This is a genomic window from Flavobacterium sp., from assembly GCF_036782315.1.
GTDB lineage: Bacteria > Bacteroidota > Bacteroidia > Flavobacteriales > Flavobacteriaceae > Flavobacterium.
The window spans coordinates 240,717-253,431 of sequence record NZ_DAIPZK010000002.1 but is presented as its reverse complement, the minus strand read 5'-3'; the positions used below and the strand labels follow the sequence as shown (position 1 = coordinate 253,431).

9 protein-coding genes are annotated in these 12,715 nt (G+C 31.1%); all 9 read left to right on the top strand.

Features of this window, described 5'->3' with window-relative positions:
- Positions 1-101: 101 nt before the first annotated feature.
- The 9 genes from V7P59_RS03005 (at position 102) to V7P59_RS02965 (ending at position 12,639) form a co-directional block, all read left to right on the top strand.
- Entirely contained in the window at positions 102-4,115 is a 4,014-nt protein-coding gene (locus V7P59_RS03005; protein ID WP_333808676.1) for a gliding motility-associated C-terminal domain-containing protein, read from the top strand.
- A gap of 136 nt (positions 4,116-4,251) precedes the next feature.
- The gene (locus V7P59_RS03000) at positions 4,252-5,184 is read left to right on the top strand and encodes a PorP/SprF family type IX secretion system membrane protein (RefSeq protein ID WP_333808675.1); all 933 of its coding nucleotides are present in this window, start codon (positions 4,252-4,254) and stop codon (positions 5,182-5,184) included.
- Between the two features lie 170 nt (positions 5,185-5,354).
- A complete protein-coding gene (locus V7P59_RS02995) occupies positions 5,355-6,548 on the top strand; it encodes a GAF domain-containing sensor histidine kinase (protein ID WP_333808674.1) in 1,194 nt (397 codons plus the stop codon).
- A 60-nt stretch (positions 6,549-6,608) separates the two neighbouring features.
- On the top strand, positions 6,609-7,364 hold the full coding sequence (locus V7P59_RS02990) for a LytR/AlgR family response regulator transcription factor (protein WP_333808672.1): 756 nt from the start codon (positions 6,609-6,611) through the stop codon (positions 7,362-7,364).
- A 17-nt stretch (positions 7,365-7,381) separates the two neighbouring features.
- On the top strand, positions 7,382-7,774 hold the full coding sequence (locus V7P59_RS02985) for a response regulator (protein ID WP_333808670.1): 393 nt from the start codon (positions 7,382-7,384) through the stop codon (positions 7,772-7,774).
- A gap of 66 nt (positions 7,775-7,840) precedes the next feature.
- Positions 7,841-9,013: a glycosyltransferase family 4 protein gene (locus V7P59_RS02980; protein WP_333808668.1), complete on the top strand. Its 1,173-nt coding sequence runs from the start codon at positions 7,841-7,843 to the stop codon at positions 9,011-9,013.
- A 207-nt stretch (positions 9,014-9,220) separates the two neighbouring features.
- A complete protein-coding gene (locus tag V7P59_RS02975; protein WP_333808666.1) occupies positions 9,221-10,315 on the top strand; it encodes a glycosyltransferase in 1,095 nt (364 codons plus the stop codon).
- Entirely contained in the window at positions 10,305-11,633 is a 1,329-nt protein-coding gene (locus tag V7P59_RS02970) for an O-antigen ligase family protein (RefSeq protein ID WP_333808664.1), read from the top strand. The genes V7P59_RS02975 and V7P59_RS02970 overlap by 11 nt, the downstream gene beginning before the upstream one ends.
- Complete coding sequence (locus V7P59_RS02965) at positions 11,623-12,639, top strand: glycosyltransferase family 4 protein (protein WP_333808662.1); 1,017 nt, start codon at positions 11,623-11,625, stop codon at positions 12,637-12,639. The genes V7P59_RS02970 and V7P59_RS02965 overlap by 11 nt, the downstream gene beginning before the upstream one ends.
- Positions 12,640-12,715 lie beyond the last annotated feature (76 nt).

Here is a 12,715-nt window from a genome sequence, read left to right as displayed (position 1 = left end):
AATAAAATCATTACACTTATTACTTCTGCATAGTGATTGGTTTTATGATGTCGCAACTTTGCCTCGGTAATTAACTGAATATTTCCCTAAAATACAGCGTTATGAAAAAGTTATTGAGAGAAAGATTGAATGAAATCAGAGTAGCTGCTTTTTTTCTTTTATTGGTATTAAGTTCCTACTCAACTTTTTCACAATGTACTAATGGGGCAGCTCGACCAGCTGATGATTTTAATTTTGCTATATTTTCTCCAAGATGTTTAAATGGTTCTGATGGTGAAATACAATTAACTAATATTCACAGTACATTAGGTACTACAGATTTTACCAATCAACAATATGCTGTTCGTATTTTGAGCGGGCCAGGCGGTGTAAGAAACTATAGCATTCCTCTTAACTCTTCTACATTTACCTTAACTGGACTTGCTGCTGGAACTTATTTAGTAGATATTATTGATCAATGTGGCGGAAATAGTTCTGATAAAAGTATTGTTGTTCCAAATGGGTTGAATAATGCCACCATTGTTACAACAACGTTATCATTAATTGACAGATTTACAAATCCGTCCTCTGCTACATGTGGTTCTATATTGAAATTTAGAATAAAAACCTTATCTGGAACAACAAGTGGGAATGCAACTTATACTTTTGTAAATACCTTGGGTGAAAGTTTTCAGATTGTAAATGTTATACCGCAATCTTCTATTTCTAATATTAGAAATTTTCAAACAGATTTTGATATTCCTATTTCCTTTTTTAATAATTCTACTATAACATACACTGGTTTTAATGATTGTGGGCCTATAAGAGGTGGGAGTTTAAATTTGCCTTCTGCTCAAGAGATGTTTTTTGATACTCCTAGAATTACTGCATTTTCTGACCCATCAAATCCTTGTGAAATGGGTTATGATGTTAAGATTTTTAGAAATAATGTTGTAAATCCAGTTCAGGTTAGTGTGGAGGAAATTAATAATCCTGGGCAACCGGTAATTAATATTTTTGGGAATCCTATATTGTCTCAGCAAGTTAATTTGTCTCATGTTAATAGTGTTTCTATGGGTGCTGCCGCTGCTATAAGTTTTGGCTTGCGTTATGGTGTAGATTATAGAATAACATTAACGGATGCTTGTGGGTTTACTACTCAAAAAGAAATCAGACAAGATGTAGCTTCTTTTCAACCTGAAATAGTTTGTACCACTTCAAATTCCGCACGTGATGGATCTGTCTTTTTTGACGATGTAACTTTTTTAAATTTTAATGAGATGCCTGTTTCAAGTATGGCAACTCCACCATTAACAATAACCGTTAATTCAGGCCCAACGAGTTTTAATACGCAGTTTGGTGTTGGTAATACAATTTCTTCAAATACAATAGCATATCCTTATTCTTTGCAACTTAATAATCCATTTGTATCTTCTTTGTTACTTAAAGATGGGGTTAAATCTTTTCCTCCGGGGAATTATAATTTTACTGTAACTGATGCTTGTGGAAAATCACGTACTTTTGATTTACAAGCTTCATGTGTCAGAAGTACAGAAATGTCTTATGAGTTAGAAAATTGTGGAGAAATTCAATCTAACGTTTTAGTAGTAATGAAAGTTCCAGGTGGACTACAAGGTACTTTTGCTGCAATTTACAAATCAGATGGGGCTATTCTTTTTTCTGGTGCTGTTACCTCTGCTGCACCTTTCTTTTTTTCAAGTGCAGGTGGTGGAACAATTAGTTTTTATGCTCCTATAAATCAAAATTATTTTATTCGATTTGGAGGTGTATTAGGAATAAATAATTTGGTTCAGCCAGTTCAACTTGGTGGTTTGAATAGTTTACCAAGATTGACAGGTGGTTTTTTATATGAGTTTGCTTTTGAAACTACTATTCAAACCTTCACATTTCAATCTATTAATGGTTGCGATACAACTGTAAATATGGTTGCAACAGGTGGTAAAGCTCCTTATACTTATGCTTTGTATGATGCCTCAGGAAATCAACAAATTCATAACTATCAAAGTTCAAATGTTTTTACAGGTTTAATCCCTGGAACTACTTATTTAGCAAAAACCAAAGACGCTTGCGGTAGAGAATTTGCACAATCATTTTACGTTTATCGTGCCCCAAATCCTGTTTTTACATTGGAAACTCCAGCAGGTTGTAATGGTGGGTTTGGAAGTGTTAGAGTAAGCAATCTTCCTTCAAATTGGAGAATTAATGAAACTGTAACTGGAAATGTATATCAAGGTACAACATCAGATTTTATAATTAGTAATTTAACAGCGGGTAACTATAGTTTTATATGCACTGATTTGGCTACTAATTGTAGTAATCAAATTATTATTCCTTTGCAAGTTACTGTTGAAACTTGCCCCATAGCAAATGATGATTTAATTTTATATCAACCTAATTCATCGGTAGTAATTAATGCATTTCAAAATGACAATTCTGGTGCACCTGTTAATCCTACTCGAATTCGATTTTTACAACCTCAAAATGCTACCAATTTTACCTATTGTGCAGAAAATAATATCATTGGTTTTTCTTTGCCAAATGAAGGACGTTGGGCTATTGATATCGTTACAGGTTTTATTACTTTTACTCCTGATGCTACTTTTTTTGGAACTCCCTCAAATGTAACTTACTTCATCAGAGATTTTAATGAAAATATTAGTAATGAAGCAACTATTCGCTTTGATTTACTGCCAATTGCAACTAATGATCAGACTAATTATACAATTGGTTCTACTGTAACTTTGAATTTGATTCAAAATGATAATACTGGAGATGTTGTTAATCCTGAAACGGTAGCGTTTATTCCTTCTACTGTGCCAGGTTCAACTATAACAACATCCTCAACTAGTATTGATATGCATGTTCCTAATCAAGGGAGATGGTCTTTAGAGCGCTTAACAGGTATCGTAACTTTTAGTCCGTTAGCTACTTTTACTGGTATACCAAGTATTCAATATTATAAAGTTCAAGATTTTCAAGGGAACTGGTCTAATTCTGCTTCTATTATTCTGCAATCTAATTGTACAATTGGTGTGGTTTGTCCAACTTTTGATGTTACAACAGTTTCTTGTTTCGAATCAATTCCTACAGCAACTTCATTAACCGTATCAGAATTTGAACAATTAGGAAATCAAACGGGTAGTATATCAGGTGATGATTGTAATGTGGTGGTAATAACTGCTGTTAATTCGGGAACTCCGGGTTGTAATAGCACGATTGTAAGAACTTATACGATTGTTTTCTACGATTCCAATAATCGAGATAATCCTAATACGGTATTGAATATTTATACTTGTAGTCAAGTTTTTCAGATTAGTGATCTTATTGCTCCAGTTTTTGTAACAACTATTCCAACTAGTTTAACGATTACCCATATTAATGAATTGCCTCAATATAATGTACAAGCAACTGATAATTGTTCGGCTCAAGTAACAATTCGTTACGAAGAAGAAATAGTAGCAGGAACTTGTGCTTCCAATTACACTATTATTCGTAATTGGACTGCAGTTGATGTTTGTGATAATCAAAGTGTAATTACTCAAACGGTTTCTGTTGTTGATACTACAATTCCAGTTTTTACTACTAGTTTAGATCCAGTTGTTTATTCTGATTGTGAAACTTTGCCTGCAGCTACCACTGTTGTTGCGGAAGATAACTCAGGAGCTGTAACTGTTACTTTTGAAGAAGTGACTGAAGCAGGTGATTGTGTTAGTACCTCTAAAATTATTCGCAAATGGACTGCAGTAGATTCTTGTGGGAATGTTGCCTATTTAATTCAAGATATCTTTTTATCATGTGGTATTACTATCTATAATGCTTTAACTCCTAATGGTGATGGTAAAAATGATTTCTTTTATTTAGAAGGTATCGAGTGTTATCCTAACAATAAAGTGGAAATATTTAACCGTTACGGTGCTAAAGTATATGAGGCTCAAGGTTATGATAATAAAAATCGTGTTTTTACCGGTTCTTCTGATAGTTCCATGAATGTATCATCAGGTACGTTACCAGTAGGAACTTATTTTTACATTATCTCCTATGATTATATTAACGGAAATTCAAATAATATTAAAAATATAAATAAAACAGGATACTTGTATATAGCATCCAATTAACGGTTCAGTTTTTTTATATTGAATTTTGGGGAAGCTTATTGCTAAGAAAGGAGTTTAAATCTCCTTTCTAGTGGTAAGCAAAGCGAAACCCAAAAGCAAGCTGAAAAACAATTTTAATCCATCCCCCAAAATTGAAATGAAACATTCCATTACCCTTTTAGTAGCTATGACCTTTTTGCTACTTTTTTACACTGAAAATTTGTTTTCACAACAAGATCCTCAGTATACCAATTACATGTACAACACTACAGTTATTAATCCAGCATATGCGGGTACAAGAGAAACTGTTAGTATCTTAGGCTTGTATAGAGCGCAATGGGTAGGACTAGATGGTGCTCCTGTAACTTCTTCCGTAAGTATTCATTCTCCATTAAATGATTCTAATTTAGGATTAGGACTATCTGTAGTAAATGACGAAATTGGTCCTTCTGTTGAGAATACTATTTCTGTCGACATTTCTTATCGCATACAATTGGGTAATTTGTCCACCTTGTCATTTGGTTTTAAGGGAACTGCCAATATCTTGAATGTAGATTATACAAAATTGAGTATTTATGATCCTACAGATCCACAGCTCCAAAATAATGTTGATAATCGATTTGCTCCTAATTTGGGTGCCGGCTTTTATTGGTACTCTGATCAATATTACTTAGGACTTTCGGTTCCCAATTTTTTAGAAACAAAGCATTACGATGATAATAATATGTCTTCTTTGGCTAAAGAGCGAATGCATTATTATTTTATGGGAGGTTATGTTTTCAATTTAAGTGATTCAATCCAATTTAAACCAGCCTTTTTAACAAAAGTAGTTGCAGGAACTCCATTGCAAGTAGATATTACCGCTAATTTTTTATTTTTTGAAAAGTTAACTTTAGGTTCGGCTTATCGTGTTAATGGGGCTTTGAGTGCACTAGTTGGTTTCCAAATTTCAGATGCAATTTTTGCGGGTTATTCGTATGATACAGAAGCTTCCAAATTAGCCAATTACAATTCGGGTTCGCATGAAATGTTTTTGCGTTTTGAAATCTTTAAATCAAAAACTAAAATTAATTCACCTCGTTTTTTCTAAGATGATTTCAAGGAAATTTGTGATTGTACTAACTGAGTTTGTGATACTAAATTTAGTTAAAAAAGATACTCGTTGTTTTGCAATACATTGTTAGTCAAGAAAATGAAATAAGAAAGTTTGTGTAGTTAGAAGATTAAAATATTTTTTGTAATTTAGAAAAAAGAAAAAAAATGAATTTAAAAAGAGAAGAGCAGTTGAGGATGAAGGTGTTAGAGAATTATAGAATTCTTGACACTTTGCCAGAGCAGATGTATGATGATATTATTCAGATTGCTTCTTTTATTTGTAATATGCCTATTGTTTTGCTAAGTTTAGTAGATGATAAAAGGCAATTTTTTAAATCGAAAATTGGAATAAATATTAATGAAACTCCAATTGAACAATCGGTTTGCTATCATGCTATTCTTTCTAAAGATGAAATTTTTCAAGTTCCCGATTTAAGAGCTGATTCTCGGTTTAAAGACAATCCATTAGTTACTTCAGATCCTAATATTGTTTCTTATTATGGTGTTCCGCTACAAAGTAAAGAAGGAATTTATTTTGGCAGTTTATGCGTGGTTAGTCAGCATGAACCTAAATCTATTTCTGAAGAGCAAATGTCTATTTTAAAAAAACTTGCCAAACAAGTTATTTATTTATTAGAGTTGCGAAAAGCCAATCATGATTTATTTGTTTGTCAGGAAAAAACAAAAAGTTATCTTACACAAATGGAAGAGTTTGCGCATACGGCTGCTCATGATTTAAGAGCTCCTTTACGAGCTGTAAATTCTTTTTTACAATTGATAGCATCTAAGAATGAAGCGGAATATGATGAAAAAGACCAAAAGTATTTCAAGTTTGTTTTTGATAATGTAAAAATTATGGATGAATTGATTGTCGATTTGTTAGAATTTGCAAAATCAGATGAAAAAATCGATGAGAAGGAAACTTTAGATTTGAATACATTTATTACCAATATTTATCATCATGTAAATGCTAATAACGAAAATTCACAATTGATAATAGATCAGATGCCTACTGTTTGTGTTTCTAAATTGGCTTTTGGAATTATTTTTAATAACTTGATCGAAAATGCACTGAAATATAAAAAGCTAAATCAAGTTAGTCGATTAGAGGTTCGTTATAAAGATGATGGTTTTTTTCATGTTTTTGAAGTAACAGATAACGGAATAGGAATTTCTAGTGAGTATTTTGATTTGATCTTTAAACCTTTTAAACGTTTACATACCAAATCTGAGTTTTCAGGAAGCGGACTCGGATTAGCAACGGTAAAGAAAATAGTGGAAAAAATTGGCGGATCAATATCTGTTCGTTCTGTTTTGAATGAAGGAAGTACTTTTACGGTTTCAATTCCAAAAGAATAATTGCAAGATATTCCAAAAAATAATTACCTTTATTGAGGTTTAAAAAATTAAAGCCCAAAAATGAGATTAATAAAAGCCTTAGTTATCGATAACAATTCAGAAATCATTAGTCAACTTTCAAAGTTTGCAGATGAAAATTCTGTAATCATTGATATTTGCGGCTTTTCGGATAACTTCAAAGACGCTATTGAATTAATAAAAGAACATAAACCCGAGCTCATTTTTTTAGATCCTACAGAAGATAACTTATCTTCCTTTGATTTAATTAAAGAATTGGATTTTAATATTCCTAAATTCGTTTTTATATCTTCTGATGAGAGTAAAGCTTACAAAGCGTATCAATACAATGCTGTTGATTTTCAGAAAAAACCATTAGACTTCAATGAACTTATTATTTCTATTTACAAAGTAATAAAGTTAATAGAAATGGAAATTAGTTTTCAAAATCAGAAAGTTAGCCAAATGAAAGGTGTAGGCTTAGAATCTCACGACAATGGGTTTATTGCCATTTCTTCTTCTGATAAAATTGAATTGGTAAAATTAGACGATATTGTATATTGTAAAGCTGAAGGGAAATATACCGAGTTTGTTTTAGCAAATAAGCAAAAAATTCTTTCTAGTAAAAATTTAGGAGAGTTTAATTCTATCTTATTTAGCAGTTATTTTTTTAGGATTCATCATTCGTATGTGGTAAATGTTAAACATATTCTTAAGATTAATAAAAAAGACGGATTGTATTGTGAGTTTGCAAATGGTATTTCTATTCCTGTAGCCAAAAGAAGACAAGAAGAATTTGTAAAATTCCTGAAATTATAAATTAAACAGTAATGTTAATGATTAATAAAGTGAAAAAAATAATGATTGTAGATGACAATGAATTTGATTGTTATATCACATCAAAAGTCATCAATAACGTTGATGCAACAGTTGATATTATGGAGTTTAACTCCTCCTTGACTGCTATTCAATATTTAGAAGAGTTTCAAAGTTCCCCTGAAAAATTACCCCATTTAATTTTCTTAGATATTTACATGCCGCTTTTAGACGGGTTTGATTTTATTGAAAAATTCAACGAATTTTCTGATGTAATAAAATCACATACTAAAATATGTATACTTTCTACAACGGTAGATGATATGTATATTCATAAAGCAAAAGTAAACGAATCAATTCTATTTACTAGCAAACCTATTACTAAAGAATTTTTACAAAGTATTTTTTATTAGTTTAACTTTTCAAGACTTTATTGGATTGTTTGTACATAGTTGTATCTTTACATTTTATCTTTTAAAATGAAGTTTGCCGTTATAACTCATGTTACTCACATTCATAAAAATAATCAATACTATGGTTATGCACCTTATATTCGTGAAATGAATATTTGGCTAAAGTATGTTGATGAGGTAATTATTGTAGCTCCAATAGTAAATAAAGAATTGAATCCTATTCATGAACCTTATTTACATTCCGCTATACAATTTAATCGAGTTAATGAATTTGATATTACTTCGGCTTACAACGTAGTTAAAACACTTTTTAGATTACCAAAGATTATTGCAGTCACTTATAAAGCCATGAAAAGTGTCGACCATATTCATCTGCGCTGTCCTGGGAATATGGGTTTAATTGGCGCTGTAGTTCAAATTTTATTTCCTCGAAAGCCCAAAACAGCAAAATATGCTGGTAATTGGGATCCAAAAAGTCCACAACCTTTTACTTACAAGTTACAACGTTGGATTTTATCCAATACTTTTTTGACTAAAAACATGCAAGTTCTGGTATATGGTGAATGGGAAAACCAAACTAAAAACATAAAACCTTTTTTTACGGCTACTTACAGCGCAGAAGATTTAGATAGACTAGGGAAGAAAGTGAGATTTGGTGACTTGGAGAAAGGGAGATTGAGTGACTTGGAGAAAGGGGGAGTGGGAGACGAGGTTAGGTTTTTATTTGTGGGAACATTATCAAAAGGAAAACAACCTTTGTATGCCATTCAAATCATGGAACAATTACATAATAAAGGAAAAAAAGTTACACTAGATTTATATGGTGAAGGTGTTTTGCGTAATGAATTAGAACAGTATGTTACCCAAAATAAGTTAAGTCATTTTGTAAATTTAAAAGGTAATCAAGCAAAAGAAACTGTTTTGTATGCTTACCAAAATAGTCATTTTTTAATTTTACCATCCAAAAGTGAAGGTTGGCCAAAAGTAGTAGCCGAAGCGATGTTTTGGGGTTGTGTACCCTTAGTAACTCCGGTATCTTGTGTGCCTTATATGTTAGCGAATGGTAGAAGAGGACTTTTGTTAGCAGAAAAATTAAATACTGATGTTGAGCATATTCTATCACTAATTGAAAACCCATTACAAATAGTAAATATGTCTGATGAAGGAATGAATTGGTCAAGAACATTTACTACTGATGTCTTTGAAATTGAAATCAAAAAGTTGTTGAAAAGAGAGTGAGGAGAGTGAGGAGACAGTGAGAGTGGGAGAGTGGGAGACTAGGTGAGTGTGTGATTGTGAGACTGGGAGATTTGGAGACTGGGGTAATTGGAATATTTAAAGAGGGATAGAATGAAGGTTTTTGGTAGATGAAGTTATTTTGAACCATTGTTTTGTTCTTGTTCTTTTGTTTTTTTCTATATTTACACGCAACATTAATTTTTAATAGTGAACCCTAATACAAACCTCAGAATTGTTCAATTAATTGATAGTTTAGAAGCTGGTGGAGCTGAGCGTATGGCGGTTAGTTATGCAAATGCATTGCAAAAAAAAAGTTCTTTTTCTGGTATTGTTGTAACTCGAAATGAAGGTAGTTTAAAGTTACAATTGGATAGTGAGGTATCCTATTTGTTTTTAGATAGAAAAAGAATTTTAGATTTAAGAGCCATATTAAAATTCAGAGATTTTTTAAAAAAAAATAAGGTAAGTTATATTCAAGCTCATAGTACTTCTATATATTTTGCTTTTTTAATTAAAATAGTGTTACCAAAAATTAATATTATTTGGCATGATCATTATGGTAAAAGTGAAATGCTAGAAAAAAGGGAAAAGTTTTTTTTAAAAATAATTTCTTTATTTATAGCAGGCATAGTGGCTGTGAATCAAAAATTAAAATCATGGTCTGAGGATAATTTGTTTTGTAAAAGAGTAATTTACTTAGCGAATTTTACAATTACAGCAAAAGATAATTCAATTAAAGAAACTGTATTGCAAGGCTTAGATAATAAACGAATAGTTTGTTTAGCCAATTTAAGACCTCAAAAAAATCATTTTCTTTTATTAGAAGTTGCATTAAAATGCAGAGAAAAACATCCAGATTGGACTTTTCATTTGATTGGTAAAGATTTTAAAGACTCATACTCAAAGAAAATAAAAGATACTATTGAAGAAAATGGATTGCAAAATCAAGTTTTTTTATATGGGTCATGTGATGATGTTTCTTCAATTCTCAAAAAATGCCAAATAGGTATTCTAACATCAGATTCTGAGGGTTTGCCAGTAGCACTTTTAGAATATGGGTTTCAAAAATTAGCAGTAGTATCTACTGCTGTAGGTGAAGTATCATCTGTAATCGAAAATAATACAAATGGTTTATTAGTAAATTCCAATGATGTAAATTCTTTTACAAGCTCATTAATTAGTATAATAGAAAACCCTTCATTAAGAGTTTCATTAGGTGCAAAATTAAATGAAACAATAATTTATACTTATTCGGAAGAGAAAAATATTGATTTGTATATAAATTGGATATATGAAAAATAATAAATTAACATATTTTAATTTAATCATAATTCATGTAATTATTGGTTTAGTAATTTATTTACTTCCTTTTTTAGCTAAATTATATACTGTTTTTGTTTTTGCTTTTGGTGTAATTTATATGTTTAGAACAAAAAACAAAAATAATGAAGCATTATTGATAAGTGGTTATATTGTTGGTGTAGAAGTGTTTTTAAGGATGACAGAAGGGAATCCTGTACATGAGCTTTCGAAGTATTTGGTTATGTTTTTTTTAGTCTTTGGAATGTTTTACAAAGGTTTTTCTAAAAATAGTTATATCTATGTTGTTTTTTTATTATTACTCATACCAGGTATTATTATTGGAGCTAATGAATTAAGTTTTGATACTAATGTAAGAAAAGCAATTGCTTTTAATATTTCTGGTCCAGTTTGTTTGGCAGTTGCAGCAATATATTGTTATCAGCGAGTTGTTTCAAAAGAGCAAATATATAAGTTGTTGGTTTTTATAGGATTACCAATTTTAAGTATGACAATTTATTTGTTTTTGTATACTCCTACTAACAAAGAAATTTTTATCAGTACTCAGTCTAATTTTTCCGCTTCTGGTGGTTTTGGTCCCAATCAGGTATCTACTTCTTTAGGTTTAGGCATGTTCGCTTTTTTTACATTAGCACTACTTTATTCAAATACAAAAAGACTTGTACTATTAAATTTAATCGTTTTTGTTATAGTATCTTACAGAGGAATATTAACATTTTCTAGAGGTGGTGTCATTACTGGTATAGCAATGATAGTTTTTTTAATTTTAGTTTTATATTATTATTCTAGTCCAAAAATAAAAAGTAAGTTACTTATGATTGTTCTTTTTTCAATTATTGGTGCGGGCTTTTTATGGACCTATTCTGTTTATAAAACTAATGGGATGATTGAATACCGTTATGCTAATAAAGATGCAAGAGGAAGAGAAAAAGAAGATAAATTAGGTGGAAGAGAGCTAATTGCAGAAACCGAGTTAGATGCTTTTAAAGAAAATCCGATTTTTGGTATTGGAGTAGGTAAAAACGCCGAATATAGGGAGGAAATAATTGGACATAAAGTTTCTTCTCACAATGAGATTACACGAATGTTAGCCGATCATGGTTCATTTGGTTTGTTTGGATTGATAATATTGTTTGTAACTCCTTTATTTTTATATCTTGATAATAAACAAAATATTTTTTTGTTGTCTTTTTTTGTTTTTTGGGCTTTGACAATAAACCATGCGGCTATGAGAACTGCAGCCCCCTCATTTATTTATGCCTTATCACTCTTAAAAGTTAAATTTATAGATGAAGAATAAACGTCTATTATACATAGGGAACCAATTGTCTAAGCATGGTTATAATAAAACATCAATAGAGACTCTTGGTGTTTTTCTTGATGGAGAAGGTTATGATTTAATTCTTACTTCGGATAAGAAAAATCAGTTGTTTAGATTGCTAGATATGATTCTCACCACTTTGTTTAAAGCAAGAAAAGTAGATTATGTATTGATAGATACTTATAGTACCTCGAGTTTTTGGTATGCTTTTTTTTGTAGTCAGTTGGCGAGATTATTTGTTGTTAAATATATTCCTATTTTGAGAGGAGGTAATTTACCTAGTCGACTCAAAAGAAATCCTCGTTTATGTAGAATGATATTTACTCATGCTCATAAAAATGTAGCACCATCAGGTTATTTAAAACATACTTTTGAGAAGGAAGGTTTTACCAATGTAGTCCATATTCCAAATACTATTGAAATTGAAAAATATGAGTTTAAAAAAAGAACTAATTTTTCTCCTAATCTTCTTTGGGTAAGAGCTTTTGCATCGATTTATAATCCAGAAATGGCAATTAAAGTTTTGTTTGAAGTGAGAAAGGTATATCCTAAAGCTACTTTAACTATGGTTGGACCTGATAAAGACGGAAGTTTACAAACTACAAAAACTTTTGCCAAAAGTATTAATTGTGAAGTGAATTTTACCGGACAACTAGCTAAAGAAGACTGGTGGCAATTAGCCGCTAAACACGATATTTTTATCAATACCACTCATTTTGATAATACACCCATAAGTGTCATGGAAGCCATGGCTTTAGGTTTGCCAGTTGTCACGACCAATGTAGGCGGAATTCCTTATTTGTTATCTGATAAAGAAAACGCATTATTAGTTAATGATAATGCTGTAGATGAAATGACTAACGCTATTTTTAGTTTGATTTCAGATAAAGAACAAGCTTCAAATATAGCGCAAAATGCAAGAGCTTATGTAGAACAAATGGATTGGGCGACTGTAAAGCAAATTTGGAAGGAATTGTTGGTTTGATTAGAGGGGTTTGAGAAAAGGTGATTGGGAGTTTTGGAGATTGGGAGATTGGGGGAGTTGGAGATTGGGGGAATTG

Bases quoted from the DNA above. Each gene is read 5' to 3' on its own strand.
- V7P59_RS03000 (WP_333808675.1), top strand. From the start codon at position 4,252: ATGAAACATTCCATTACCCTTTTAGTAGCTATGACCTTTTTGCTACTT.
- V7P59_RS03005 (WP_333808676.1), top strand. From the start codon at position 102: ATGAAAAAGTTATTGAGAGAAAGATTGAATGAAATCAGAGTAGCTGCT.
- V7P59_RS02980 (WP_333808668.1), top strand. From the start codon at position 7,841: ATGAAGTTTGCCGTTATAACTCATGTTACTCACATTCATAAAAATAAT.
- V7P59_RS02995 (WP_333808674.1), top strand. From the start codon at position 5,355: ATGAATTTAAAAAGAGAAGAGCAGTTGAGGATGAAGGTGTTAGAGAAT.
- V7P59_RS02965 (WP_333808662.1), top strand. From the start codon at position 11,623: ATGAAGAATAAACGTCTATTATACATAGGGAACCAATTGTCTAAGCAT.
- V7P59_RS02970 (WP_333808664.1), top strand. From the start codon at position 10,305: ATGAAAAATAATAAATTAACATATTTTAATTTAATCATAATTCATGTA.
- V7P59_RS02990 (WP_333808672.1), top strand. From the start codon at position 6,609: ATGAGATTAATAAAAGCCTTAGTTATCGATAACAATTCAGAAATCATT.
- V7P59_RS02985 (WP_333808670.1), top strand. From the start codon at position 7,382: ATGATTAATAAAGTGAAAAAAATAATGATTGTAGATGACAATGAATTT.